This is a genomic window from Parasphingorhabdus sp. DH2-15 (assembly GCF_051668705.1).
Lineage (GTDB): Bacteria > Pseudomonadota > Alphaproteobacteria > Sphingomonadales > Sphingomonadaceae > Alterisphingorhabdus.
On record NZ_CP196351.1, the window covers coordinates 1529665 to 1555166 of the forward strand.

The 25502-nt window shown below is 49.4% G+C and carries 25 protein-coding genes, 1 tRNA gene and 1 CRISPR repeat array; of the genes, 17 read left to right on the forward strand and 9 right to left on the reverse strand.

The genetic code is table 11. The annotated features are described in order from the left end of the window. The first annotated feature begins 20 nt into the window (after window positions 1-20). The 5 genes from cas1 to ACR9YC_RS07135 all read left to right on the forward strand — a co-directional run bounded on the left by cas1 (window position 21) and on the right by ACR9YC_RS07135 (window position 5119). A complete protein-coding gene (cas1, locus tag ACR9YC_RS07115; protein ID WP_438725748.1) occupies window positions 21-959 on the forward strand; it encodes a type II CRISPR-associated endonuclease Cas1 in 939 nt (312 codons plus the stop codon). Next, complete coding sequence (gene cas2 / locus ACR9YC_RS07120; protein WP_438725750.1) at window positions 956-1303, forward strand: CRISPR-associated endonuclease Cas2; 348 nt, start codon at window positions 956-958, stop codon at window positions 1301-1303. Before cas1 ends, cas2 begins: the two co-directional genes overlap by 4 nt. 72 nt (window positions 1304-1375) lie before the next feature. Then, window positions 1376-2993: a CRISPR direct-repeat array (repeat unit 36 nt; unit sequence GTTATAGCGGATCAGAAATCGCGGTCCAGCTGCAAC). Between the two features lie 125 nt (window positions 2994-3118). After that, window positions 3119-3343, forward strand: a complete 225-nt coding sequence (locus ACR9YC_RS07125; RefSeq protein WP_438725752.1) for a DUF3489 domain-containing protein — start codon at window positions 3119-3121, stop codon at window positions 3341-3343. Then, window positions 3340-3744 carry a DUF2924 domain-containing protein gene (locus ACR9YC_RS07130; protein ID WP_438725754.1) on the forward strand — a complete coding sequence of 135 codons (405 nt, stop codon included), beginning with the start codon at window positions 3340-3342 and terminating at the stop codon, window positions 3742-3744. The genes ACR9YC_RS07125 and ACR9YC_RS07130 overlap by 4 nt, the downstream gene beginning before the upstream one ends. 181 nt (window positions 3745-3925) lie before the next feature. Further along, window positions 3926-5119, forward strand: coding sequence for a recombinase family protein (locus ACR9YC_RS07135; RefSeq protein WP_438725756.1), 1194 nt, complete (start codon window positions 3926-3928; stop codon window positions 5117-5119). A gap of 238 nt (window positions 5120-5357) precedes the next feature. Here ACR9YC_RS07135 and ACR9YC_RS07140 read toward each other — a convergent pair. Further along, window positions 5358-5447, reverse strand: a tRNA-Ser gene (locus tag ACR9YC_RS07140). Window positions 5448-5675: 228 nt separating this feature from the next. Here ACR9YC_RS07140 and ACR9YC_RS07145 point away from each other — a divergent pair. The 9 genes from ACR9YC_RS07145 to ACR9YC_RS07185 are packed head-to-tail and all read left to right on the forward strand — an operon-like array spanning window position 5676 to window position 13909. Further along, window positions 5676-6671 carry a lytic murein transglycosylase gene (locus ACR9YC_RS07145; protein WP_438725758.1) on the forward strand — a complete coding sequence of 332 codons (996 nt, stop codon included), beginning with the start codon at window positions 5676-5678 and terminating at the stop codon, window positions 6669-6671. Next, complete coding sequence (locus ACR9YC_RS07150) at window positions 6655-7656, forward strand: septal ring lytic transglycosylase RlpA family protein (RefSeq protein WP_438725760.1); 1002 nt, start codon at window positions 6655-6657, stop codon at window positions 7654-7656. Before ACR9YC_RS07145 ends, ACR9YC_RS07150 begins: the two co-directional genes overlap by 17 nt. A 26-nt stretch (window positions 7657-7682) precedes the next feature. Beyond that, a complete protein-coding gene (locus tag ACR9YC_RS07155) occupies window positions 7683-8834 on the forward strand; it encodes a D-alanyl-D-alanine carboxypeptidase family protein (RefSeq protein ID WP_438725762.1) in 1152 nt (383 codons plus the stop codon). Continuing rightward, window positions 8834-9460: a dTMP kinase gene (gene tmk, locus ACR9YC_RS07160; protein WP_438725764.1), complete on the forward strand. Its 627-nt coding sequence runs from the start codon at window positions 8834-8836 to the stop codon at window positions 9458-9460. Before ACR9YC_RS07155 ends, tmk begins: the two co-directional genes overlap by 1 nt. Window positions 9461-9464: 4 nt before the next feature. Further along, window positions 9465-10493 carry a hypothetical protein gene (locus ACR9YC_RS07165; RefSeq protein WP_438725766.1) on the forward strand — a complete coding sequence of 343 codons (1029 nt, stop codon included), beginning with the start codon at window positions 9465-9467 and terminating at the stop codon, window positions 10491-10493. Window positions 10494-10531: 38 nt separating this feature from the next. Continuing rightward, entirely contained in the window at window positions 10532-12112 is a 1581-nt protein-coding gene (metG, locus tag ACR9YC_RS07170) for a methionine--tRNA ligase (protein WP_438725768.1), read from the forward strand. Then, window positions 12112-12888: a TatD family hydrolase gene (locus ACR9YC_RS07175; RefSeq protein ID WP_438725770.1), complete on the forward strand. Its 777-nt coding sequence runs from the start codon at window positions 12112-12114 to the stop codon at window positions 12886-12888. Before metG ends, ACR9YC_RS07175 begins: the two co-directional genes overlap by 1 nt. Next, window positions 12885-13673, forward strand: coding sequence for an MBL fold metallo-hydrolase (locus ACR9YC_RS07180; RefSeq protein WP_438725772.1), 789 nt, complete (start codon window positions 12885-12887; stop codon window positions 13671-13673). Before ACR9YC_RS07175 ends, ACR9YC_RS07180 begins: the two co-directional genes overlap by 4 nt. Beyond that, complete coding sequence (locus tag ACR9YC_RS07185) at window positions 13670-13909, forward strand: hypothetical protein (protein WP_438725774.1); 240 nt, start codon at window positions 13670-13672, stop codon at window positions 13907-13909. Before ACR9YC_RS07180 ends, ACR9YC_RS07185 begins: the two co-directional genes overlap by 4 nt. 77 nt (window positions 13910-13986) lie before the next feature. On the opposite strand, the gene ACR9YC_RS07190 is transcribed toward ACR9YC_RS07185, so the two are convergent. Further along, the gene (locus ACR9YC_RS07190) at window positions 13987-14538 is read right to left on the reverse strand and encodes a hypothetical protein (protein WP_438725776.1); all 552 of its coding nucleotides are present in this window, start codon (window positions 14536-14538) and stop codon (window positions 13987-13989) included. A 119-nt stretch (window positions 14539-14657) separates the two neighbouring features. Here ACR9YC_RS07190 and mazG point away from each other — a divergent pair, with 119 nt between their 5' ends. Then, window positions 14658-15440, forward strand: coding sequence for a nucleoside triphosphate pyrophosphohydrolase (gene mazG, locus ACR9YC_RS07195; protein ID WP_438725778.1), 783 nt, complete (start codon window positions 14658-14660; stop codon window positions 15438-15440). Here the strand turns inward: mazG and hflX are convergent. From hflX to dusB, 5 genes are all read right to left on the reverse strand, one after another. Beyond that, complete coding sequence (gene hflX, locus ACR9YC_RS07200; RefSeq protein ID WP_438725780.1) at window positions 15424-16764, reverse strand: GTPase HflX; 1341 nt, start codon at window positions 16762-16764, stop codon at window positions 15424-15426. The two genes, mazG and hflX, sit on opposite strands and share 17 nt — an antisense overlap. Before the next feature lie 33 nt (window positions 16765-16797). Then, a complete protein-coding gene (hfq, locus tag ACR9YC_RS07205) occupies window positions 16798-17280 on the reverse strand; it encodes an RNA chaperone Hfq (RefSeq protein WP_438725782.1) in 483 nt (160 codons plus the stop codon). A gap of 121 nt (window positions 17281-17401) precedes the next feature. After that, window positions 17402-18769, reverse strand: a complete 1368-nt coding sequence (gene ntrX / locus ACR9YC_RS07210; protein ID WP_438725784.1) for a nitrogen assimilation response regulator NtrX — start codon at window positions 18767-18769, stop codon at window positions 17402-17404. Window positions 18770-18792: 23 nt separating this feature from the next. Beyond that, window positions 18793-21063, reverse strand: a complete 2271-nt coding sequence (locus ACR9YC_RS07215) for a sensor histidine kinase (RefSeq protein ID WP_438725786.1) — start codon at window positions 21061-21063, stop codon at window positions 18793-18795. Window positions 21064-21261: 198 nt separating this feature from the next. Then, window positions 21262-22272: a tRNA dihydrouridine synthase DusB gene (gene dusB, locus ACR9YC_RS07220; protein ID WP_438725788.1), complete on the reverse strand. Its 1011-nt coding sequence runs from the start codon at window positions 22270-22272 to the stop codon at window positions 21262-21264. 105 nt (window positions 22273-22377) lie between these two features. On the opposite strand from dusB, the gene ACR9YC_RS07225 reads away from it, so the two are divergent. Then, window positions 22378-23601 carry a bifunctional 2-C-methyl-D-erythritol 4-phosphate cytidylyltransferase/2-C-methyl-D-erythritol 2,4-cyclodiphosphate synthase gene (locus ACR9YC_RS07225; protein WP_438725790.1) on the forward strand — a complete coding sequence of 408 codons (1224 nt, stop codon included), beginning with the start codon at window positions 22378-22380 and terminating at the stop codon, window positions 23599-23601. Between the two features lie 6 nt (window positions 23602-23607). After that, window positions 23608-24117, forward strand: coding sequence for a CinA family protein (locus tag ACR9YC_RS07230; RefSeq protein WP_438725792.1), 510 nt, complete (start codon window positions 23608-23610; stop codon window positions 24115-24117). Here the strand turns inward: ACR9YC_RS07230 and ACR9YC_RS07235 are convergent. Both ACR9YC_RS07235 and lipA read right to left on the reverse strand, forming a co-directional pair. Next, the gene (locus ACR9YC_RS07235) at window positions 24078-24539 is read right to left on the reverse strand and encodes a type II toxin-antitoxin system RatA family toxin (RefSeq protein WP_438725794.1); all 462 of its coding nucleotides are present in this window, start codon (window positions 24537-24539) and stop codon (window positions 24078-24080) included. The two genes, ACR9YC_RS07230 and ACR9YC_RS07235, sit on opposite strands and share 40 nt — an antisense overlap. 17 nt (window positions 24540-24556) lie before the next feature. Next, on the reverse strand, window positions 24557-25495 hold the full coding sequence (gene lipA, locus ACR9YC_RS07240; protein WP_438725796.1) for a lipoyl synthase: 939 nt from the start codon (window positions 25493-25495) through the stop codon (window positions 24557-24559). Window positions 25496-25502 lie beyond the last annotated feature (7 nt).

Here is a 25502-nt window from a genome sequence, read left to right on the forward strand (position 1 = left end):
AAAGGTATTAAGGCGAAGCTATGGACCGCATTGTCGATATAGAGACGGACAAACTCCATTTGTGCGTGATCCGCGGATTTATGGCGATAAAACTGGATCACGAAGAAATTGGCCGCATCGCCCTAGACGATATTGCCGCCGTTATCGTTCATGCACATGGTGTAAGTTGGACCACCAATCTGATTGTGCAATTGGCGCAGCGTGGTGCAATGATGGTGCTATGCGCCGCCAATCACGCACCGGTTGCGATGATGGTCCCGGTTGAGGGGCATCATAGCCAAAATGCACGTTTTCGTGCCCAATGGGATGCGCCGCGCCCTATGATGAAACGCGCATGGAAAGATATTGTTAGCGCCAAGGTCCATATGCAGGGAAGTCTGCTCACTGCCATAGGCAAAGAAGAAGGCGAAGGGGTTTCCCGCATGGCCAAGCGTATCCGCTCCGGCGATCCTGAAAATATAGAGGCGCAGGCTGCTCGGCGTTACTGGCCTGCTTTATTTGGTAGCGACTTTCGGCGTGACAGGACTGTGACCGGCACTAATGCCATGCTCAATTACGGATATACCGTCATGCGGGCAATGGTGGCGCGATCAATTATCGCGGCAGGGCTTCACCCCACAATCGGTTTGCATCATGCCAACAGACTTAATGCGTTTGCACTGGCCGATGATCTGGTTGAACCGTTTCGCCCGCTTGTTGATGCAGCGGTTCACCAGATGGTCCAAGAGGGCGTTAGCGAAGTCAACAAAATGGCAAAGGCACGCCTTGCCGCACTTATCTCCGCCGACCTTAACCTTGAAGGTGCAACCTCGCCAATGTCGATATGTGCGCAGCATCTGGCCCAGACACTGGCCGCCAGTTTTGAGCATGGCCAACTGAAATTGGCGTTGTTCAGCACGCCTGATCCCTTATCTTGGTCTGCTATTGCCCGGCATATTCCTCAAGGCGAGGCAAGATGAAGCATGACAAACAGGCTCACTATAGCGGCTATCGACTGATGTGGATTCTTGTCATGTTTGATCTTCCTGTCGGCACCAGAGAGCAAGCGCGTGCAGCGACAAAATTCCGCGAATTTCTGCTGGACGAAGGCTTTGAAATGAGCCAGTTTTCTATTTATGCACGATTCTGTACTGGCAAGGAACAATATGAAACTTTCACGCGCCGGATCGAGTCTAACCTGCCTGACAAGGGGGATATACATATTTTGGGTTTTACCGATCGCCAATATGAAAATATTATCCGATTCTCTGGTCAATCACGCAAAAGGCGGCGAAAGAATCCCGGCCAATTGGCGTTATTTTAGGACGGTAAGACTGTTTTCTGCGAACCGGTGGGCAGATAAATCACATTGTTTCAATAATTTATCTGCCCATCTGTTATAGCGGATCAGAAATCGCGGTCCAGCTGCAACTTTGCTTATCCTACATCTCACCACAGAGGCGTTATAGCGGATCAGAAATCGCGGTCCAGCTGCAACAGTAATTCGCTAGGGATAACCTAAATTAAAGTTATAGCGGATCAGAAATCGCGGTCCAGCTGCAACATGATGGACAGGATGCAACCGCCACGCGATGTTATAGCGGATCAGAAATCGCGGTCCAGCTGCAACTGCATTTAGCTGTAGCTCCACCAATCTATGGTTATAGCGGATCAGAAATCGCGGTCCAGCTGCAACTCAGAGGCTGATGCGTCGGCTTTCTTGCCTGTTATAGCGGATCAGAAATCGCGGTCCAGCTGCAACGGAATTGGCCTTTTTTCCATCTTGGACGTTGTTATAGCGGATCAGAAATCGCGGTCCAGCTGCAACCCAACTTCTTCATGGATTTGGGTGTAACTTGTTATAGCGGATCAGAAATCGCGGTCCAGCTGCAACTCCGGAAGCGTTGCGTCATAGAACAGTTCAGTTATAGCGGATCAGAAATCGCGGTCCAGCTGCAACTGGATGAGAGTGTTATAACGCGCTGTTTCCGTTATAGCGGATCAGAAATCGCGGTCCAGCTGCAACAAGCCTTTCACTGACCAATCATTGACTCGTGTTATAGCGGATCAGAAATCGCGGTCCAGCTGCAACGATGAATGTATTGATTTAATTGTTACTGATGTTATAGCGGATCAGAAATCGCGGTCCAGCTGCAACGCCGCGTCGGTTTGCTCATTGCAATGATCTGTTATAGCGGATCAGAAATCGCGGTCCAGCTGCAACTTACGCGATCAGCTATGATCTGCCTATCGTGTTATAGCGGATCAGAAATCGCGGTCCAGCTGCAACCTATATCAAGTAACAGACAAAGTGGAAAAGGTTATAGCGGATCAGAAATCGCGGTCCAGCTGCAACGTAGTTGCTCAATGGAACGGGGTAGGGAACGTTATAGCGGATCAGAAATCGCGGTCCAGCTGCAACTCAATAACTGCAGTTGCGCTACCAACCCACGTTATAGCGGATCAGAAATCGCGGTCCAGCTGCAACAGTTTTATAGCGATGGAGTCAACGAATAAAGTTATAGCGGATCAGAAATCGCGGTCCAGCTGCAACAGAGGCCAAGCGCTTTGACACTATTATCAGGTTATAGCGGATCAGAAATCGCGGTCCAGCTGCAACCCTGCGCTGGTCGTGCCGCCGGTCACGCTGGTTATAGCGGATCAGAAATCGCGGTCCAGCTGCAACCTCTGCCTTGCTCTATACCGATAGCCAGAGTTATAGCGGATCAGAAATCGCGGTCCAGCTGCAACAACAATCCAAACAATAAAGTTATTATCTCCGTTATAGCGGATCAGAAATCGCGGTCCAGCTGCAACCCTAGGCCAATCGGACCGACTAGCTGTGTGGTTATAGCGGATCAGAAATCGCGGTCCAGCTGCAACAGAAACTTCGGCTTGCTTTTCTCGATAGCGTTATAGCGGATCAGAAATCGCGGTCCAGCTGCAACTCGGCTAACGTTCGCTTGTAAGCGTCCATTGTTATAGCAGATCAGAAATCGCGGTCCAGCTGCAACCTATGCGGTTAAAAAATAGAACTGGACTGTGCTTGTGAACAGAGCATGGTGTTGTTGGGCCCGGGATACGGGCTCCTGTCGGTAGCGGCGCTATTTTGGTGCTCGCATATACCGAAGGATGTAAGATGACCATATCATTTATAGTATCAAAGCCCTCTAAACTTGATGAGCTTCAGGCCTTGCTGGGCGCTAAGGGCGGCGCAACTGTTGCGCAGATGGCGGCAGCAACCGGCTGGCAACAGCACTCGGTTCGCGGCGCGATGGCGGGCGCTTTGAAGAAGCGCGGGGTTGTTATCACCAGCAAGAAGATTGACGGAGTGCGCCGCTATTATGCAGGCCGCGCAATATGAGCGGCAATATAGAGCAGCAGGTTGCCGCTATTGATAATATGCCGCTGACGCAGCTTCGAAGTCTATGGCAGCTGCGATACGGCCATCCTCTACCACTGCGCTCGGTTCCGATCATGCGCATGATGCTCGCATGGCGTGTGCAAGCTGAAGCCTTTGGTGCACTTGATCCAGAGGATTTGCGCACCTTAGCCCGAACAGGCACGCCGCAAGCAGAGGGCAAGCAGCTTGGCATCGGCGCAACACTGACCCGCAAATGGAAGGGCAGGCCAGTTGAGGTGGTTGTTGAAGAACAGGGGTTCAGGTGGAACGGCAAGCTATTCCTAAGCCTTTCTGCTGCAAATGCCATTACAGGATCACGCTGGAACGGTCCGCGCTTCTTTGGTTTAAGAGACGTAGCATGAAGCGTGCGGCCAAACGCTGCGCTATCTATACGCGCAAAAGCTCAGAAGAAGGCCTCGACCAGTCGTTTAACAGTCTTGATGCCCAGCGCGAGGCAGGGGAGGCTTATATCAAAAGTCAAGCGCATGAGGGCTGGACGATATTGCCAGCCAGATATGACGATGGCGGCTATCAGGCGGAACGATGGAGCGGCCAGGACTGCAAAAACTGCTTGAAGATGTTGAAGTGGGGCTCATTGATGTGGTTATCGTCTATAAGATCGACCGGCTCACCCGCTCGCTATCAGACTTCTCGCGTATCGTCGAGATATTCGAAAAGGCAGAGGCTAGCTTTGTGTCGGTAACCCAGTCGTTCAACACGACCGACAGTATGGGCCGCTTGATGCTCAACGTACTATTGTCCTTTGTACAGTTTGAGTGTGAGGTCACCGGCGAGCGCATTCGTGACAAGATAGCCGCATCCAAGGCCAAGGGCATGTGGATGGGAGGATCTCTTCCGCTTGGTTATGATCGCCCCTTACAAATGACTAACAAGCTATTGGTCAATGAAGAGGAAGCACAAACAGTAAGACACATATTCAAGTGTTATCTGGAACTGGGCTCGGTCCATACTCTGCAGCGCGAAATGGCAGAGCAGGGCATTATATCCAAGCGCCATGTTACCAAGAGTGGTAAAACATTAGGCGGCAGCGAGATTAGTAGGGGCGCATTATTCTATCTGCTGCGCAACCAGACCTATCTGGGCAAGATAGTTCACAAGGAAGATATCCACGAAGGCGAGCATGATGCCATTGTCGATGAAGACCTTTTTGCCAAGGTGCAGGTCCAGCTTGATGGTCATGCGCGGCGGCGCGGTAAGGCAGAGCAGCGCCGCACAGTCAAGGCAGCACTTACCGGCAAGCTGTTCGATGCCCATGGCGAGGCAATGAGCCCGACCTTCTCGCGTGGACGCGGCGGTAAGATTTACCGCTATTATGTCTCTGCCTCATTACAAAAGGGTGAGAGGCGCACCGATGAGGATATCGTGCAGCGCGTTCCTGCGCCTGCAATGGAGAAATTGGTCAACGATTATGTAAAACACTGGCTCGGCAGCGATGATACGGACCTCTCTATGGTCAGACGCGTCAGGCTTACTGATCAAGGATTGCAGATCAAGCTAACTGGAAATCACCGCAAGAGCTTACCGACCCGCCTTGGCCCGAGTGAGGCCATAGTCCGCGCAACAAGCAAAAGCACATCTATTGCAGTAAAAGTAGCACTGCCCATTAAAGGCGGGCACCGGATTATCGCGCCTGAAAATCAGCGCTATATTCTTGCTGGCAAACAACTGCCCATGCTCAATCTTGAAAAGCTCATGAGAATGTCCATTCCGATATGATGGAACCAGCAACGACAAATACTCGGATGGTAACAGCTAAGCTCTCCCTGTTAATTACCTGAGAACAGGCAAACTCATCTGATATATATTGACGCAGAGACTGGCTGCGCGAAACGCGCATGATATCGATTGAGACAGCCCCGACGGTGTGCTGGCGCGACGGTTTGGAAGCAGATAACCCGCCTGAACAGCGCGCTTCAGCGCCGTGCATCATAAGCAAGAATGGTGCTGGGTGTAGTGGCGGACAGGGTGGGATTCGAACCCACGGAGAGCTTGCACCCTCGGCGGTTTTCAAGACCGCTGCATTCGACCACTCTGCCACCTGTCCGCTGGGCGTTGCCTTTAGCCAATTTTTTCCGGCCATGCAAAAGCTATCTCACAATAATGTAAAAATTATCAAAACTGTCGAATATTCTGGCCAATAGCTTGTTATCTCGATAGCCGAGAGCGCATAAAAGGCTAACGCGCAATGGCCCATTCAGAATGAAACTGGCAGTATGATATCATGAACTTTATAAAGACATTACCACGCTTTTGCGCCCTTAGCGCAATGTGCATGATCCTCATATCTGGTTCGGCAGCCTCTGCCCAAGACGATCAGAGCTTTGCAACCTATTTTGCGACATTGTTGGAAAAGGCCAAAGATCAGGGGATAACCAAAAGCACAATTGAGCAAGTTCGGCCCAGCGTATCGCTTAATACAACAGCTTTGCGCATCGAACGCAGAGCCAGAGGCGGCAGCACAGACCCCAATCGGCGTATTCCACCATTTACCGGATCAGATGAGCAACGCGCCATTATCGGCAAGGCGCGGCCCGGGCGTGAAGTCTATCAACGGCTGCAATCACAGCTTAGTAAGATAGAGCGTGACATTGGCGTGCCGTCCTCCATCATCCTCGCGATTTATGGCAAGGAATCGAATTTTGGTTCTTATACCGGCGATTTTGATACGCTCGGAGCGCTGGCCTCCTTGGCTTATGAGGGGCGGCGCCGCGCTTTATTTGAAAAAGAGTTTTTTGCCGCATTGCGCATGATTGATCGTGGTACACCGCGTAATTCACTGAAAGGCAGCTTTGCCGGCGCCATGGGCAAGCCGCAATTCCTGCCATCTGTCTATCTTCGTCTGGCTGTAGATGCCGATGGCGATGGACAGAAAGATATTTGGAACAGTGAAGCCGATGCTATGGCTTCTATTGCCAATTATCTGAAAAATGCGGGTTGGAAGCGTGGTCAGCGTTGGGGCATGGCAGTTGCTGTTCCATCCACATTTGATCGTTCATCAGTCCGGTCTAGTGCGGTGCCGCAAAGATGCCCCCGCGTCTTTGCACGGCATAGCAAATGGCTTACTGTCGCTGAATGGCGCGCACTGGGCGTAGTGCCCGTTTCTGCAAGAACATTGGCAGATGACGAATTGGCGACATTACTTGAACCAGATTTTGAGGGCAAAACCGCATATTTGCTCACCGGTAATTACCGCGCTATTCTGGATTATAATTGTTCGAACTTTTATGCATTATCGGTGGGGTTATTGTCAGATGAAATTGCTTCTTAAATGCGCATTATTGGGGAGTGCCAGCCTTGCTCTTGCTGGCTGCGCGACAGGGTCATCAGGGTCATCACAAGGCCGGATTGGTTCAGCGCCATCGGCTACGGCGGCTGTGTCTGACGACTTTGTCAAAATTGGTGAGACTTATAATGTGGGCGGCAAAAGCTACACACCGGAAGACGTGACCGATTATGATGAAACCGGATATGCCAGCTGGTATGGTGAAGAGCTTGCAGGGCAGCCAACGGCTAATGGTGAGATTTTTACGCCTTCTCGGGTCTCCGCTGCACATAAGACTTTGCCTTTACCAAGCTATGTAGAGGTAACAGCATTGGACACAGGACGCACCATCCTTGTTCGCGTGAATGATCGTGGCCCGTTTGCGAATGATCGGTTGATAGATTTGTCGCGCGGCGCTGCAGAGCAGTTGGGTATAGTAGACCAAGGCGTTGCCGGAGTGCGCGTACGCCGGGTATTCCCTGCACAAGATGAGCGCGCGCGATTAAGGGCAGGGCGCCCTGCCAATTTGCGCCCAGATACTAGCGAAGGCCTGTTAACTGTATTGCGACAAAGACTGGCCGCCCTGCCAAAGCCGGCTGTTCCAGAGCGCCGCGTAACACGTGCTCCGGCACAAGCACCAACGCCTCGCGCACCGTCTGCGCAGACCCCTTCTGATCGATTTGTGGTAGAGAATTCGGATGGTACAGTGACGCAGCGCCCAATTGTACAGCGCCCAGGCAATAGCACGGGAAATAACCGCGTAGACATTGCCAATACTGTTTTTGTTGTCCAAGTCGCCGCATTTTCATCACGCAGCCGAGCAGATGCACTGGCCAAAGAAATTGGTGCAAGGGTTTTTCCTAGTGACGATAACAGCATATGGCGTGTTCGCTATGGTCCATATGCCAATGCCAGTGCAGCAGAGAGCGATTTGCAAAAGGTCCGGCAGAATGGCTATCCCAATGCACGAATATTGCGTGCATCACGTTAAATCAGATTAAAGAAGCTATAATTTTTATGTTTAAACAATCGATTATTGCAATAACCTCTATTGCAGTGGCAACAACGCCTATAGCAACATATGCGGCAAAACCTGTTTATCGCAGCAAAGCTCCTATTGCTTATATGACGGATTTGTCCTCAGGCGCGACGCTTTTTGAAAAAGATGCAGATAAACGCATCCCACCAGCATCAATGGCAAAGATGATGACGGTATATGTTGCCTTTGACCTGTTAAAAAAGAAAGAGATTGCGCTTGAAGACGAATTTATCGTCAGCAGCGGCGCATTTAAAAAGTGGAATAATCAAGGTTCCACCATGTTTCTTAGAGAAGGTCAGAGCGTAAGTGTCGCTGATTTGTTGCATGGCATCGTTACTTTATCAGGTAATGACGCCTGTGTGGTATTGGCAGAAGGCATTGCAGGTAGTGAGGAATCATTTGTTGAGATGATGAATGATGCGGCTCAGTCTCTTGGCATGAAGAACAGCCGTTTTGGTAACAGCAATGGCTGGCCAGATGAAGGCCGCACTTATGTGACTGCGCGCGATCTTACCAAATTGGGCGCAAGCACGGTTAGCGATTTTCCAGATCTTTATACAGAGTTTTACGGACAAGAAGAATTCACCTGGAATGGCATCAAACAAGACAATCGGAACCCTATTCTGGGCCGTGTGCGTGGTGCTGATGGGCTAAAAACCGGCCATACTGAAGAAGCCGGCTATGGTTTCGCAGGAACGGCAGAGCGTGACGGACGACGTATCGTAATGGTTGTAGCCGGACTGGACAGCTATAATGGCCGCATTCAGGAATCTGTGCAATTTTTGACCTGGGGTTTTCGCGCTTGGAAGGCGGAAGATCTTTTCAAAACCGGGGCAGTTGTTGGCAGTGCAAATGTGCAACTGGGTTCTGCGACGGAAGTATCTTTGGTTGCTCCGCGCGACCTGGCCATAGCTTTGCCGCGGCGTGCAGCCGCCAATTACACTATGAAAATCGTGTATGACGGGCCGATCAAAGCGCCAATCAAGGCTGGTGATATTGTGGCTCAGCTCATTGTCACTTCACCCGATGATGATGAGCCACAGTCCTTACCCCTTGTTGCTGGAGAAGATATCGCCGAAGCAGGTTTTTTCGGGCGCATCTGGAATGGCTTAAAGTCCATATTTGCCTGATGAGGGGCTATTTCATCAGCTTTGAAGGTGGTGAGGGGACGGGTAAATCGACCCAGATAATACGGCTTGCCAACTGGCTGACGGAACAGAACCAAGAAGTCATCGTAACCCGTGAACCAGGCGGTACAGATGGTGCAGAGGCTATCCGCACATTGCTGCTCAATGGGGATGCAGACAGATGGAATAAGAGAAGTGAAGCGCTTCTCTTTGCTGCTGCCCGCGCTGACCATGTTGATCGCCTTATCAAACCTGCTCTTGCGCAAGGGCAGTGGGTGCTGACCGACCGCTATATTGATAGCAGCAGAGCCTATCAAAGCGCGGCAAGCGGGTTGGATGACAAAGATATAATGGCACTGCATGAATTTGGCAGTGAGGGTCTATTGCCCGATCTTACATTTTTGATGACCATAGACCCTGCAGTAAGCAAAGATCGCTTGCATAAGCGCGATGGCGACAAAGGCGACCGTATTCAAGACCGTGAAAATGGTTTCCATGACAAGGTGCGCAAAGGTTTTCTGGACTATGCCCGTCAAGAGCCGGAGCGCTTCCGCATCATAGACGGTGATGGTGCGATAGATGCTGTTCACGCCCGCATTACCGCCCATTTAACTCCATTGGTGTCATGACGTCATGACACCTATATTTGGACATATTGATCAGCAGAAATGGCTGATTTCCTCTATGAGAGAGAGGCGGTTGCACCATGGTATAATATTGGCAGGGCGCAAGGGGCTAGGCAAATTCCTTTTCGCTCAGCATGCCGCCGCGGCGATATTGTCACAAGATGATAACACGCAAATAGCGCAAAATGCCGATGCAAAAACACTATCAGACTTAGCTGTTCCAAGAGTAAAAAAGCTGATCACCAATGATCACCATCCAGACTTGCACGTCATAAAACGCGGGCCGAAAAATGATACAGAGCGGAAAAAAGCTGAAAAGGGCAACGCCTTCGAACGAGGCCGCAATATCAAGGTAGATCAGATACGTTTATTACAGCGTCGATTTTCCACACGGCCCACCTTGGGAAGCAATCGTGTCATCATTATTGATGCTGCCGATGATATGGAACGCGGTGCGGCTAATGCCTTGCTGAAATCGCTAGAAGAGCCGTCTGAAAACATTCATTTTCTGCTCATTTCCCATAATCCCGGAAAATTATTGCCTACCATTCGCTCACGCTGCCAGTTACTGAGGTTTGAGCCTTTATCCATTGAACATATGGTAGAATTTCTCAATTCTAGTGCTGCAAAAGTTAGTGATGATGCGCGTGACGCTATCTTACAGCATAACAATGGCATTCCTGGTGACATCATCGCTATGCAAGATAGCAAACAGGCCGAAATGTTGGTTATTGCCAACCGGATTATAGAGGAAGGGGACAGTAGTCACAGCCAGCGCACGGCATTGGCTGTTGCAGCAACCAAATTAGGCGGGTTAGAGCCTGTTATTGCATTCATGCAGACATTACCGCCATTACTGGCAGAGCATGCTAAATCATCACATGGTCCTGCCAGACAGGCCGCTCTGGACAGCTGGTCTTCCTTACGCAAGCTGATTGATACGGCAAAATTCTACAATTATGATAATCAGGCGCTGATTTTCCATATTGCCGGGTTGCTGGCAGAGCCTGCGCGGATTAGGACGGAGCATAATTAAGCCCTGTTGGCCATAAACTCTGTTTGAGTATCTGTTTGATGACCGAAAATTTTTATATCACCACTGCAATTAGCTACCCTAATGGTCCGCCGCATATCGGTCATGCTTATGAAGCCATAGCCGCCGATGTCATTGCCCGCTTTCAGCGCCTTTCCGGGCGCAATGTACGTTTCCAAACAGGCACTGATGAGCATGGCTTAAAAATGGCACAAAAGGCCGAAGAGTTAGGCGTTACGCCTGCACAGCTCGCTAATGAGATGAGCGCGCAATTTATCGCAATGTGCGATAGCCTTAATATCTCCTATGATCGCTTTATCAGGACGAGTGAAGAAGACCATCACCGCGCATCGCAAGCGATATGGCAGGCCATGGTCGATAAAGGCGATATGTATCTTGATCGCTATGAAGGATGGTATTCAGTCCGCGACGAGGCTTTTTACAATGAAGATGAGTTGATTGAAGGGGTTGGTAGCGAAGGCCAGTCCGTCAAACTATCACCACAAGGCACCGCTGTTGAATGGACGGCGGAGGAAAGCTGGTTCTTCCGATTATCGAAATATCAGGACCGGCTAATAGCTCTCTACACCCAGAATCCCAGCTTTATTGCTCCAGAATCCCGCCGTAATGAGGTTATGAAATTCGTTGAAGGCGGGTTAAGAGACCTGAGTGTTTCGCGCACCAGCTTTGATTGGGGCGTCAAAGTTCCCGGCAGTCCTGAGCATGTTATGTATGTTTGGGTCGACGCACTCACCAACTATTTGACAGGCCTTGGCTATCCCGATCCATCGGATGATATGGCCAATTACTGGCCGGCCAATGTGCATTTGATTGGCAAAGATATTACCCGCTTTCATGCGGTCTATTGGCCAGCATTTCTTATGAGCGCGGATATCGCTCTGCCGAAACAGGTTTTCGCCCATGGCTTCTTGCTGAACAAGGGCGAGAAAATGTCCAAATCGGCAGGCAATGTCGTGGCACCGCTGCAATTGGCAGAGGATTATGGTGTCGATAGTTTGCGCTATTTTCTGATGCGGGAAGTTATCTTCGGAAATGATGGGAGCTTTTCTGCTGAAACCATTGTTAACATAGTGAATGCTGACCTTGCCAACAGCTTTGGCAATTTGGCGCAGCGCACATTGTCCATGTTGTTCAAAAATTGCGATGGCAAATTATTATGGCCATTGCAGCAGGCGGAGGCAGATATTGCGTTGGAAAGCAAAATAGCATCTGCATGCGCATCAGAATTGCCACAGGAATTTGCTGCCATGCGCTTTTCACAAGGCATAGAAGCCTGGCTTCGCGCCGTTAATGCCTGCAACCAATATGTTGATGAGCAAGCGCCCTGGGCATTGAAAAAGACGGATCCTGAGCGGATGCATGTCGTCCTTGTCACCGTCTATCGGTGCTTGAGATATCTTGCATTGGCTATTTCACCCGTTGTTCCTGCTTCAGCGACGCATTTATTGGAGCAGTTGGGCGTCGCAACAGATCAGCGCAACTTTGCGGCTTTTGACGATGAAAACTGGTATGCCAATATTGCGCAGAGCGATTATCTGGTGGCTAAGCCAGTTGCCATATTCCCGCGACAAGAGGTCGTTCAGGCTAAGGATAATAGCTGATGTTGGTCGATTCCCATTGCCATCTCAACTATAAGGGCATGGCTGAAGATCAGCCTGAAATCCTTGCCAGTGCGAGAGATAATGGCGTAAGCGCCATGCTCAATATCTCGACACGGCAGAGCGAATGGGATGATGTTATCGCTACAGCACTAAGAGAACCTGACGTGTGGGCCAGTGTCGGCATTCACCCACATGAAGCCGATGACCATCATGGCATGACATCGGAATTGCTCATTGCAGCGGCCGGGCATGAGCGTGTTATTGGCATTGGCGAAACCGGGCTTGATTATTATTATGATCATAGTGACCGCGATCAGCAGAAAAGCTGTTTTCGCGAGCATATACGGGCAGCGCGGGCAACAGGTTTACCCATGATCGTGCATATGCGCGATGCTGAAGATGATTGTCTTGCGATATTTGAGGAAGAGCGGGAGAGGGGACTGTTTCCTGTCCTAATCCATTGCTTTACAGCCAGTGCCGATTTTGCAGAACGCATGGTGGAATGGAATATCCCCATGTCGATTTCCGGCATTGTTACATTCAAAAATGCCAAAGACTTGCAATCGGTCGCAGCGCAAATTCCTGACCATCTATTATTGGTTGAAACCGACTCGCCTTTTCTGGCGCCAGTACCTCATCGCGGCAAACGTGGTCAGCCGGCATTTGTCCGCGACACTGCACAGTTTTTGGCTGATTTGCGCGGCGTAAGCATTGAAGAACTGGGTGCGCTGACTAGCCAAAACTTCTATAATTTGTTCACCAAGGCTGCGCCATGAAGGTGACACTGTTAGGTTCGGGTACCTCTGCCGGAGTGCCGCGCGTCGGCAATGTTTGGGGTAAATGCAATCCTGACAACCCAAAAAACAGGCGATCACGCGTGTCACTGCATATTCAGATCGATCCTGTTACTGGCGTTTTGATCGATACATCACCAGATTTGCGCCAACAATGCCTTGATAATGATATAGACTGCGTGACCCATGTTGTGTGGACGCATGACCATGCTGATCATTGCCATGGCATTGATGATTTGCGCGGTTTCTTTTTCCTCAATCGTGAGCCGATCACTGGCTATGCCCGCGATTATACATTTGAACGGTTAGAGCGCCGTTTTGATTATGTATTTGAAGGAACCGGGGGCTATCCTTCTATTGTTGATATTCAGCCATGGGATGATGCGGTCCCACTAAGCAGCGGATGTATTCTCGATTTTGCAGATCAGCCACATGGCGGCACCAGATCAACCGGTGTTGTCATTAAAAATGATATCAGTAAGGTTTGCTATGCCACTGACTTTTCAATGATAAAAGACGATATGGTGGAGCAATATCGTGATTGTGATCTGCTGTTTGTTGATTGTTTGCGCATGGAATCACATCCGACTCATGCAAATTTGGATATGGCTCTGGAGTTGGCGCGGCACAGCAATGCCAAAGAAACAATATTGATCCATATGGATAACTCCATGGACTTTGATACGCTTTCAAATAGTCTTATTGATCGCAGAATGAGCCACAGGGTTTCTGTTGGCTATGATGGACTTGAGCGAGAATTGGTATGACGGATTATGAAGGCTTTCATATAATATATTCGGTTATGTTGCTGGTATTGGTCGGCAGTGCGCTTATCAGTTATAGACTGCCGCTAAAGCAAACTGTCAAAATGGCGATCGTCTGGGTTTTGATTTTCGCAATTGGTGTCGCTGTTGTCTACGGTATTGAAAATGTGTTCAATCTTGACGCTGTTTCAGAAACGCCTGCAAGCGACGATGGCAGCCAAGGCGGCGCATATGTTTAACGCGGTAAGAATACGATAATTAATTTAACATAATATATATTATCAATCTAACTGCGAGAGCTGTTATTAGATCTTTATTAGACGGTCCGACCAGTTTCGTTATCAAGATCAATGTAGTATTGATCCATGTCAATTTCTCGCCGTGTCCGCTCTTCAATTGGCTTCGCCCGAATTTCAGCGAGTTCGGCTCTTATACTAATACTTTCTTGCTCACGTTCATGGTTGTGAGCCACTGGTCCACTCGATGACGTCTTTGGCTTCGGCTGAGTTAATGGCACAAAATCACCAGCCCGATAACCTCTCTGAATCAGCTCCCCAAAACGAACAAGTCGACCCCAATCCGCGGGCATTACACTTATATCTTTCCACCCACCCAGAGCAACCTGACCAATATCCCCTGCAATTTTATCTATGATATCTCCGCTGCCAGTCGTTCTAATCTCTCCGCCTGGTAGGATTTCCAAGTCAACGTTGTCGACGCTTTTGAATACCTTGCCTGGATGATCCATCGGCGCGATCAATCCGTCTTGAGAACCACGCCAAATACCGCCAGGATTAAGCCGAACGGCTTGTGGACGATTTTCCAACTTTATGGCGATCACAAAATTAGAGCTATTCTTCACGGCCATATGGGCTTCCTTTTTAGTTGATTGTCATAGGATATAAAATCGTACTTAAACATATGTCAAACTTGTGACCTTGTTCATTCCTTCAATCCATACTATCCCAAACGTCTCAGGATAATAGCATGACTAACAAACCACCGGCAGAGCCAAGCAACAATTTTGATATTATGCCTTTGGTAAATATCATGCGGCAATTGCGTGATCCGGACAATGGGTGCCCTTGGGATGTTGCGCAAAACTTCTCCACTATAGCCCCCTACACCATTGAAGAGGCTTATGAGGTCGAAGACGCCATCGCTCAGGGTGACATGAATGAACTGAAGAATGAATTGGGTGATTTGCTGCTACAAATCATATTTCATAGCCAAATGGCCGATGAAGCAGGCAGTTTTGCACTGAATGATGTGATTACAGCCATTTGTGACAAAATGACACGGCGTCACCCGCATGTTTTTGGTGAAGTGGATCAAAAAGATTGGGATTGGGAAGAACTGAAGACGGAAGAACGCGGTGCCAAAGGTCAAAATAGCGCCATGGACGATATTGCACTCTCCCTCCCCGCCGCAATGCGCGCTCAGAAAATACAGAAACGCGCCGCTAAAACGGGCTTTGACTGGCCAGATGCAGCCAGTTGTGCAGAAAAAATTGCGGAAGAACAGCGCGAATTGTTTGAGGCCACAAATGCAGCAGAACAGCATGAGGAAGCTGGCGACTTACTTTTTGCCGCAGTCAACCTCGTACGGCATTATAAAGTCGATGCAGAAACTGCTTTGCGCGATGCTAACCGCAAATTTGAGCGGCGTTTTCGCGCAATGGAAGATATGGCTGATGGGCGTTTTAACGCGCTAACATTGGATGAAAAAGAAGAACTTTGGCAGGCTGTAAAGCTCAAGCCGCATCCATAATGATGTTATCATTCTTCAGTTTTTGCCGGAAATATGACCAATCGGCATTTTCCATACGCACGATAAGGTTGTGATATTGCTCATCGCTATAGTCATTCAAAATAGTGCCGTGCCTGTATAACCAAGCCAGAGCTTCACCTTCTTTGTGATCCAGGCTGACCTTATAGCTATGATGGCCCTCCGTCAGCAACGCACTCATCAAGTTGCTTGCTTTGTCGACGCCATCCCCATTGATGGCCGATACCAATTCAACCGGATAAGTTTGCGATTGTGCATGCAGCGTCAATTCAGCTCGCCTATCCTCATCCAGCAAATCTGTCTTATTCCACAGCTCAATCAGCGGTGTTCCGTCCAGATTATCTTCATCGCGCAAATCCACACCAATTTCAGCCAACACAGTCTCGACATCATCCTTTTGCGAGAATGTCAAAGGGTGCGAAATATCGCGGACATGGACAATGATATCAGCGCTCAGAACCTCTTCAAGCGTGGCACGGAACGCAGCAATCAACTGGGTTGGCAGGTCTGAAACAAATCCAACGGTATCTGACATCATCGCTTTGCCGAAAGATGGAAGTTCAATCGCACGCAATGTTGGGTCCAAAGTAGCAAACAACATGTCCTTAGCCATGACATCACTGTCCGTTAACCGGTTGAACAGCGTTGATTTTCCAGCATTTGTGTAGCCAACCAGAGCGATTAATGGCCGCCCTTCCCTTTGTCTCCGGCTTCTGTGCAGGGTACGCGTTTTGATGACCTGTCCCAGTTCCCGGCGTAATTTTGCACGGCGGGTATTGAGCATCCGACGGTCAGACTCAATCTGCGTTTCACCTGGACCACCAAGAAAGCCATAACCACCGCGCTGGCGTTCCAAGTGGGTCCAACTACGCACCAAGCGGCCGGCCTGATAATCAAGATGGGCCAGCTCGACTTGCAAACGTCCCTCCTGGGTGGCTGCACGCTCTCCAAAGACTTCCAAAATCAATCCAGTACGATCGATCACTTTGACTTTCAGTCGCTCTTCCAGATTTCTTTGTTGGATAGCGCTTAAAGCGCCATCTACAATGAGCAACTTGAGCGAGTGCGCAGCAATTATGCTTGCAATTTCATCAAGTTGACCACCGCCGAACAAAATACCCGGCTTTATAGTCCGCAGTCGATATGCGCGCATTTCAACCACATTTATGCCAATTGCACGCGCAAGCCCCTCTGCTTCAAGAAGCCGCTCTTCATGCGAAATCATTGGATGATGACCGATATCGGGATAAACGATGACGGCAGCGGCGCCTTGATCTATGTTTGTGCGTTCATCCGAAAATATCATAAAGAAATTTGGGTCAAGAGCATAGAGACTGCCTTAATCCTCAATCTCCGTTGCTGATTGAAGATCAAGCTCGTCATTGGGCTGTATCGTTGAAACGGCGTGCTTATAGGCAAGCTGTGCCATACCCTCACGCTCTAGCAACATGCAAAACAGATCATATGCAGCGACATTGCCTTGCAACATTACGCCATTGACCAAAAACATGGTGACCGCAGTATCAGACTGGCGAACAGCATTCAGGAAAATATCCTGTAGGCTTGGCGTTTTGGCAAGCTTCTGGGAATATTCATAAAACTCAGCCAAATCCATACGCCCTGAAGGCATGATGGTAGAAATAGCATGCTTATAAACCAGCTGCGTTTGGCCATCCCGCCGCAGCAGGATCGAGAAATTGTCAAACCATGTTACCACGCCTTGCAATTTCACGCCTTTTACCAAAAACATGGTTACTGGAATGCGCTGTTTGCGCAGTGCATTCAAAAACAAATCCTGTAAAGATGTCGGTTTCGCCGCCATTATTCCCCCTGATGAAACAGTGCCAGTTCCGCAATATCGATCACTGCCAGTCCCATAAATAAGATATTGCGCCAATAGCACAAGAGACAAGTAATATAGTTTTTGATGTCACCAATCCGAATTAGTTGATTTTACGTTCGTTGAGGCCGAGTAATTTCAATTTGCGGTGCAAAGCAGAGCGTTCCATCCCTACAAATGTGGCGGTCTTGGATATATTCCCCGAGAAACGGCGAATCTGCGTGCGCAAATATTCACGCTCAAAATTTTCCCTTGCTTCTCTTAAAGGTACGCCTGTCAAGGAAGACACGCCAAAGCCTTGCATATCTTCGTCATGTAGAATTTCGGCGGGTAGCATTTCCAGCTCAATCTGAACCTCATTTCCCTGCGGCGCCAAAATGATGGTGCGCTCAATAACATTGCGCAATTGGCGGACATTACCCGGCCAATCATAGCTTTGGAAAGCTGCCATGGCCTCACTACCAATTCTGGGGGATGACATATTATGCTCAACCGCAAAACGGGCTAAGAAATGCTCTGCAAGAGCAGGAATATCATCCCGACGCTCTTTCAATGGCGGAATAGCGACAGGCACAACATTCAATCTGTAGAACAAATCTTCCCGGAAGCGTTGCTCCGCAATTTCCTGTTGCAGATCTCTTGATGTGGCAGACACAAAGCGAACATCGACCTTAATTGGTCGGTCGCCCCCCACCCGCACAAAACTCTGATCAGTCAACACACGCAATATCTTTGCTTGTGTCGAAAGTGGCATATCCGCCACTTCATCAAGAAATAATGTGCCGCCATGTGCATTTTCAAGCAATCCGGCACGGACAAGTTGCCCTTGTTCTTCAAGACCAAAGAGCAATTCTTCAAAGCTGTCAGGTGTAATTCTGGCAGAATTTACCGTCACAAATGGTGCTTTGGCTCTTGGACTCCAGCTATGCAATAAGCGGGCAGCCACTTCTTTACCCACGCCAGCAGGACCAGTGATGAGCAAGCGGCTGCCTGTGTTCGCAACTTTTTTCAATGTTGCGCGCACGGCATTTATCGCACTAGAATGACCGTTTAATTCTTCTGCAACGCCTAACTTGCTGCGCAATTGAGCATTTTCACGTTGTAACCGGTCTGTCTCTGTTGCTCGCCCGATAAGGTGTACCAGGCGTTCGGTTTCAAACGGTTTTTCGATAAAGTCTAGTGCACCGCGTGAAAGCGCGGAAACTGCAGTGTCAATATTGCCATGGCCAGAAAATATCAAAATGGGCATTTCCGGATGGATCAGCTTGACCTCATCAAGCAGTTCAAGACCATCTAATTTACTGCCTTTCAGCCATACATCCAACAGCAAAAGCGTTGGTCTGCGCTCATTGATCGCAGCCAGTGCAGAATCGCTGTCATGCGCAGTTCTACAGCTATACCCATCATCCTCGAGCACGCCTGCAACGAGTTCGCGAATATCCTGCTCATCATCGACAACTAAAATATCCAAAACTGATATCCTTCTAACTTCACTTAACTATCCCGATCATCTGGCATATTTTCATTTGCCAGCATTTCAGCAGCAGCAGTTTTATCGCCATCAAAGCTGAGCGTGACCATCGCGCCGCCAATATCAGACGCACTGAACTCAATTTCACCAAAATGCTCTTCAACGATCTTTTTAACGATAGCGAGCCCGAGGCCAGTACCCTTGGCCCGGGTGGTGACATAGGGTTCGAAAATATGGTCGTGATCCTCAGGCAAGCCAATGCCATTATCGGCTATGGTTATGATGGTTTTTCCATTTTCACGGCCGACAGCTACCCTGATTTCACCAACATGAGTACCATCTTGCGGGTCGCTATTATCTTCCCGTGCCTCGGCGCGTGACTGGATAGCCTCCACTGCGTTTTTCAATATATTGGTGATGGCTTGGGATATTTGCCGGCGATCACAGGCCATCTCAAGCGCAGCGTCGCTTTCTGGCGCAGCAAATATAATCTCACTATGCGCGACCTTTTGCATGAACACCGCTTGCCGCACCAAATCAATGATATTCTCATCTCTGAAAACCGGCTTCGGCATACGCGCAAAGGACGAAAATTCGTCAACCATGCGCCGCAAGTCCCCCACCTGCCGAACGATAGTTTCAGTCAATTTGGCAAAAACATCCTCACCCTCTGTTATTTGCGAGGAAAATCTGCGCTTCAATCGTTCAGCCGCCAATTGTATAGGTGTCAGCGGGTTTTTAATCTCATGCGCAATTCTGCGCGCTACGTCTGACCAAGCCGCCTGTCTTTGATCTAGCAATTGCTGGGTGATATCTTCAAAAGTGATAACCTTACCCATGCCGCCCTCGCCAATGCGAACGGCAAGCGTCAACAGATCATTGTGCAAACGATATTGCACGACACCGCTGGTCTGTTCTGAAGCTAATAAATCGGTCAAAAATGGCGCTATGCTTGATAATGGCTGAGCATGATATTCTTGCTCCCCTTCCAATAACAAAGCCTCGGCCGCACTGTTCATCAATTGTATCCGCTCTTCATCATCAACAGATATAATTCCAGCAGTCACCGACTCTACCACAGTCTGCATAAAGGCGCGGCGATCATCCAGCTGATGGTTGGCAGTGACCAGTGCCTTGTGCTGTCCGTCCAGCCTTTCGGTCATAGAATTAAAGGCGCGGCTCATAATGGCCAACTCATCACGAGAGTCTTCGGTTTTTACTCTAGCCGAAAAATTGCCTTGGCTAATTTCTCGTGACGCAGCGACCAACTCCGCCAAAGGTGCCACCAGACGATCAGCAAATTTTAACGCGACCCAGAGAGCAATCGCCAATAGCAGCAATGATGCAACATATAGTGCGCCATTAAAGCGCAATTGCAAAGATTGGGTTCTGCCAGCCAGCGCATCATAATCGCGCAAGATTTCCTCTGCCCTCTCCCATTGGCTCAATGAGGATTGGCTTGAAGCACGAGAAACAAACAAAAAGATATTAGATTGCAGGTCAACCGGAGCCAGAGCTCTGATGCTATCACTGCCATAGATTAAGGATACATTCTGCCCTTTAGCAAGATCGCTAAACATCTCGTCAGTAATGCGTTCGGCCAATTCTCCTTCAGCAAGATCGACCCCGACAATGGTCCGCAAAACACCGTCGCTACCCCGCTCAAAAATCGCGGACTCTTGGAAACGGCGCACCAATACTTGAAAACTATATGCCTCTGCCAGTTCCGGGCTGTCTTGGTCCGCTTCCAACAAAGAGATACGCATATCTTTGGCCATAGCGTCCGTTTCAGCCCGTACATTTTCTGCACTTTGATCGCGATATCCCAATGCGAGTTCATTGGCATTTTCAAGAACCAAGCGCGCACGATCTGAATACCAAAACTCAACGCCATATTGAAACATGAGTGAAGCAAACAGCACAACCAGCAAAGTGGGCACTGCGGCAACTACGGCAAAAAGTCCGACAAGGCGCGTGTGATAAAGCCCTTCAGAACCAGCAATGCTTTGCCTAGCCCGATATTTGGCAATTCTGCGCGCCAATAATACAAGCACCAGCATGGCAGGTATTAAATTTGCGATGAGCAAGGTGGATGCCCAAACGGCCGGCAAAACACCATTGGCAACAGTACGGCTGCCTATAATATTGGTCGTAACGGCCAGCATGACCAACAAGGTAATTGCAGACGCCCATTCGAGTATCGCAAAGCTGCGTTCTCGACCAATAGCATCTTCACCTGCATGATCTGATTTGAACCATTTGGCAACAGGGGTCAGAAAGGTTGCTGCATTCATTCCGTTATGATTAACGCAGCCGCGTGGCAGAAGAAACACAAATGTTGCAAAAATTCATCGCTTGACCGTGATAAAACTGCATTTTACCGGAAATACAGTGCTTAAGAGCAGTTTCCATCGAATAATATGACACATATTCGTTGCAAATCTGCATCGACACAGTTCTGTAACAATTATCTTTTGTAGTATAATAAATTTCTAAGCAGCAGCTGCGCGTCGCCAAGGTGCATAGAAACGTGCCAAATTATCCAAGACTTCACGGCCTGATTCCAACCTGTTCACATGGTTACGAAACTCAGCTGAGCCAGTCAGTCCTTTGGTATACCAACCCAAATGTTTACGCGCGACGCGAACGCCGATATCTTCACCATAAAGTTCCAACATGGCCTGATAATGTTCGATCAATGTCTGATATTGCTCTTCCATATCCGGATCGGGCAGTGCCACTTTATTTGGTCCCGTTTGCATGAACCAGTGCATTACTTGTCCTAACAACCATGGCTTGCCATATGCACCGCGACCAATCATCACACCGTCTGCGCCGCTCTGCTCTAACGCAGTTTCAGCATCGGCAATGCTGCAAATATCGCCATTAACAATAACCGGTATATTCACAGCCTCTTTAACGCTGCGGACAAAGGCCCAATCGGCCGAGCCTTTATACATTTGGTTGCGGGTTCGGCCATGCACAGTGATCATTTTGGCACCCAAGTCTTCGGCAATATGGGCGAGTTCAGGCGCATTCAGGCTGTCATGGTCCCAGCCCATACGCATTTTCACGGTCACAGGCACAGAGACAGCCTTAACTGTCGCATCAATAAGCGATGCCGCCAGAGGTAAATCACGCATCAGTGCAGAGCCAGCATCACCATTGACCACTTTCTTGACCGGGCACCCCATATTGATGTCAATAATTGCCGCACCGCGATCTTCATTGAGCTTTGCGGCTTCTGCCATTGGCCAAGGAGAGCAACCAGCCAATTGCATGGAAACCGGCTCTTCGGTTGCATCCCAAGCCGCCTTTTGCAGTGATTGCCGCGTTTCGCGGATCATCGCTTCACTCGCAATCATCTCAGTAACATTTAAACCGGAACCATAACGCCGAACCAAGGTACGAAACGGCCTGTCGGTCACTCCAGTCATAGGTGCCAAAATTACAGGGCATTCAATACGATGTTGACCGATGGATATGGGTGTCAAAACTGTCATAAAACCTGCTATGCTGGTTATATTGAGGAATTAGCGCCAAATAGCGCTCAATTCATGCAATCGCAAGCGTGGACATGGTGTGAGCAATTTGCCAAGAGATGGGGCATGAAACAATTTTATGTCGTCATCGTTGCGGCAGGCCGCGGAGAGCGTGCCGGCGGCGATATACCGAAACAGTTCCGCATCGTTCACGGCAAACCGTTATTGCTCCATAGTGTTGAAGCATTTTTGCGCTTCCCTACACTGGCAAAGCTGGTGATCGTATTGGGCGCAGGCCAGCGTGAACAGGCGGCTGTTTTTCTACCCGAAGATCCCAAAATCCTCTACACACAAGGCGGAACATCACGCCGCGAGTCCGTACATGCAGGACTGAAATCTTTGGAAACTATCGCAAGTGATGACGCACCAACACTAATCCATGATGCAGCACGCCCATTTGGTCTAGAAACCGATGGTACTGTATCAGCACTAATAAGTGCTTTGGATACTGAAAAGGCCGCCGTGCCCACCCTTCCCATAGCAGACAGCATGGTAACAAATAATGGCGGCATCCTTGGAAGGGCTGTTGATCGCAATGACTTTCTACGTGTGCAAACTCCGCAAGCATTTCATTATGGCATTATAAAACATGCCCATGATATTTGGCCGGCAGATTCTACAGAACCTACTGATGATGCCCGCATGGCCCAGCATTTCGGCCATGACGTTGCGACAGTGCGCGGCGATGAACGTCTAGCGAAAATGACCTTTGCCGAGGATTTTACCAATAACCAACCCGAAAGAATTGATGTGACAGAAAGCTCTGTAAAGCCTCCCCTCCCATCAACCACCCCTTCATCCATTCGCATGGGCAATGGCTATGATGTGCATCGTTTTGAGCCAGGCGATCATATCTGGCTTTGCGGCATCCAAATTCCGCACGATCATGGGCTTAAAGGTCATAGTGATGCCGATGTCGGCCTGCATGCTCTGACGGATGCTATATTGGGCGCATTGGCGATGGGCGATATTGGCGACCATTTCCCCGATACTGATCCAGAATGGAAAGGCGCCTCTTCAGATCGGTTTTTGCAACATGCTGGCAAATTGGCACAAGAGGCCGGCTATCACATTTCCAATCTGGATGTGACTTTGATCTGTGAAGCACCCAAAATAAAACCACACCGCGAAAATATGCGCTTGAGGATTGCTGAAATACTGGATTTACGGTCCGATCAAGTCAGTGTAAAAGCCACTACAACAGAGGCTCTGGGATTTACAGGACGCAAAGAGGGTATCGCTGCACAAGCCAGCGCACTTATCGTTGCCGTGCATGAACAAACTGATTGACTGGCGATGCGAGAGACCGACAATATAAACACAAATCGTAAAGCCATTCCACTATTGGCTAACCGCGTTATTCAGGCCAATATTGCTGCTAACAGATTGGTAGCCGTGGCAGAAAGCTGTACTGGCGGCATGGTGAGCGCTGCATTGACCGGCATTGCGGGTAGCTCTGCTGTGGTGGATCGCGGCTTTGTGACATATAGCAACGAAGCAAAGTCAGAGATGTTGGGTGTTGATCCGTATATCATTACAGACAATGGCGCGGTTTCAGAAATTGTCGCCCGTGAAATGGCCGTTGGCGCCTTAGAGCACTCTCGTGCCGATATTGCTGTGTCAATAACCGGTATTGCGGGGCCTGGCGGGGGGTCGGAAGAAAAGCCGGTGGGCACAGTTATGTTTGGGCGCGCAATGAAAGGACAAACACCAGAAAGCTGGCACAAAGCCTTTGGTGCAGAGCTTAGCCGCGCTGATATTCGGGATCAGGCGGCGCTGTTCGCACTCGAATTGCTGCTGCCATAAAGCTGAGCCGCACGCTCTTCGAAAGCCGAGACCATTTTGCGGAAAGCCTTATCAAAATATTGCCCTGCCAGATTTTCAAAGATGCGGTTTTTAAATGCAAAGCTGACACTGAAATCCACTGCACATTGGCCGTCGCCATGCGAGCGGAACTTCCAGATATTCTCCAGATTGCGCAATGGTCCATCGAGATAATCCACGCGTATGGACTGGCCCGGCTCCTTCTTCACATGTGATGTGAATTTCTCGCGCAAATGCTTAAAACCGACGATCATATCGGCAATCATCTCGGTTTCACTATCGGATTTGATGCGGGTGCCGATAACCCATGGCAAAAACTCAGCATAGCTGCCCACATCTGCCACCAGCGCATAAACTTGCTCTGGTGTATAAGGCAGATACCGTGTTTCGGAGTGTTGGGGCATGATGCGCTTGGCTTTGCCTAAATAGCCTTGGCCGCGAGCTGCTTATCACGCGCAGCTTTCATCTTCGCAAAATCGTCACCAGCATGATAGCTTGAACGCGTAAGCGGGCTGGACGCGACCAGCAAAAAGCCTTTCGCGCGACCAATGGCAGCATACGCGTCAAAGGCTTTTGGCGTCACAAAATCGATGACTTTGGCATGCTTTGGCGTGGGTTGCAGATATTGGCCCATGGTCATAAAGTCGATATCCGCAGAGCGCATATCATCCATTACCTGATGCACTTCCAGCCTTTCCTCACCCAGCCCCAACATAATACCGGATTTCGTAAAGATACTGGGGTCATGCCGCTTAACCTGTTCCAGCAATCGCAAGGATGCATAATAACGCGCGCCCGGACGAATGGTGGGGTAAAGGCGCGGCACAGTCTCCAGATTATGATTATAAACATCAGGCCTTGCAGTGACGATGGCTTCAATCGCGGCCTCTGATTTGTTCCGGAAATCGGGCGTCAAAATCTCAATAGTTGTGTTCGGACTGGTACGGCGCAGTGCCTCAATCACTTTCACAAATTGGCTGGCTCCACCATCAGGCAGGTCATCACGGTCAACCGAAGTGATAACAATATGTTCCAGCCCCATTTTGCCCGCTGCAATGGCCAGATTTTCCGGCTCCATCGGGTCAACAGGGCGCGGCATGCCCGTTTTCACATTACAAAAAGCGCAGGCGCGCGTGCAAACATCGCCAAGGATCATCACCGTGGCATGTTTTTTGGTCCAGCATTCGCCGATATTGGGACATGCCGCCTCTTCACAGACAGTGTTCAGATTAAGCTCACGCATCAATTTGCGTGTTTCGTGAAAACCCTTGCTGACCGGTGCTTTTACACGAATCCAGTCAGGCTTACGAACCCGTTGGGAATCGGGTCGTTTATCGGGCGTTACAGACATATCATTCATGCAGTTG

Bases quoted from the DNA above. Each gene is read 5' to 3' on its own strand.
- cas1 (WP_438725748.1), top strand. From the start codon at position 21: ATGGACCGCATTGTCGATATAGAGACGGACAAACTCCATTTGTGCGTG.
- ACR9YC_RS07175 (WP_438725770.1), top strand. From the start codon at position 12,112: ATGTTGGTCGATTCCCATTGCCATCTCAACTATAAGGGCATGGCTGAA.
- ACR9YC_RS07135 (WP_438725756.1), top strand. From the start codon at position 3,926: ATGGAGCGGCCAGGACTGCAAAAACTGCTTGAAGATGTTGAAGTGGGG.
- ACR9YC_RS07165 (WP_438725766.1), top strand. From the start codon at position 9,465: ATGACACCTATATTTGGACATATTGATCAGCAGAAATGGCTGATTTCC.
- cas2 (WP_438725750.1), top strand. From the start codon at position 956: ATGAAGCATGACAAACAGGCTCACTATAGCGGCTATCGACTGATGTGG.
- mazG (WP_438725778.1), top strand. From the start codon at position 14,658: ATGACTAACAAACCACCGGCAGAGCCAAGCAACAATTTTGATATTATG.
- ACR9YC_RS07190 (WP_438725776.1), bottom strand. From the start codon at position 14,538: ATGGCCGTGAAGAATAGCTCTAATTTTGTGATCGCCATAAAGTTGGAA.
- ACR9YC_RS07225 (WP_438725790.1), top strand. From the start codon at position 22,378: ATGAAACAATTTTATGTCGTCATCGTTGCGGCAGGCCGCGGAGAGCGT.
- ACR9YC_RS07215 (WP_438725786.1), bottom strand. From the start codon at position 21,063: ATGAATGCAGCAACCTTTCTGACCCCTGTTGCCAAATGGTTCAAATCA.
- tmk (WP_438725764.1), top strand. From the start codon at position 8,834: ATGAGGGGCTATTTCATCAGCTTTGAAGGTGGTGAGGGGACGGGTAAA.
- dusB (WP_438725788.1), bottom strand. From the start codon at position 22,272: ATGACAGTTTTGACACCCATATCCATCGGTCAACATCGTATTGAATGC.
- ACR9YC_RS07125 (WP_438725752.1), top strand. From the start codon at position 3,119: ATGACCATATCATTTATAGTATCAAAGCCCTCTAAACTTGATGAGCTT.
- ACR9YC_RS07230 (WP_438725792.1), top strand. From the start codon at position 23,608: ATGCGAGAGACCGACAATATAAACACAAATCGTAAAGCCATTCCACTA.
- lipA (WP_438725796.1), bottom strand. From the start codon at position 25,495: ATGAATGATATGTCTGTAACGCCCGATAAACGACCCGATTCCCAACGG.
- ACR9YC_RS07235 (WP_438725794.1), bottom strand. From the start codon at position 24,539: ATGCCCCAACACTCCGAAACACGGTATCTGCCTTATACACCAGAGCAA.
- ACR9YC_RS07155 (WP_438725762.1), top strand. From the start codon at position 7,683: ATGTTTAAACAATCGATTATTGCAATAACCTCTATTGCAGTGGCAACA.
- hflX (WP_438725780.1), bottom strand. From the start codon at position 16,764: ATGATATTTTCGGATGAACGCACAAACATAGATCAAGGCGCCGCTGCC.
- hfq (WP_438725782.1), bottom strand. From the start codon at position 17,280: ATGGCGGCGAAACCGACATCTTTACAGGATTTGTTTTTGAATGCACTG.
- ACR9YC_RS07130 (WP_438725754.1), top strand. From the start codon at position 3,340: ATGAGCGGCAATATAGAGCAGCAGGTTGCCGCTATTGATAATATGCCG.
- ACR9YC_RS07150 (WP_438725760.1), top strand. From the start codon at position 6,655: ATGAAATTGCTTCTTAAATGCGCATTATTGGGGAGTGCCAGCCTTGCT.
- ACR9YC_RS07180 (WP_438725772.1), top strand. From the start codon at position 12,885: ATGAAGGTGACACTGTTAGGTTCGGGTACCTCTGCCGGAGTGCCGCGC.
- ACR9YC_RS07145 (WP_438725758.1), top strand. From the start codon at position 5,676: ATGATCCTCATATCTGGTTCGGCAGCCTCTGCCCAAGACGATCAGAGC.
- metG (WP_438725768.1), top strand. From the start codon at position 10,532: ATGACCGAAAATTTTTATATCACCACTGCAATTAGCTACCCTAATGGT.
- ACR9YC_RS07185 (WP_438725774.1), top strand. From the start codon at position 13,670: ATGACGGATTATGAAGGCTTTCATATAATATATTCGGTTATGTTGCTG.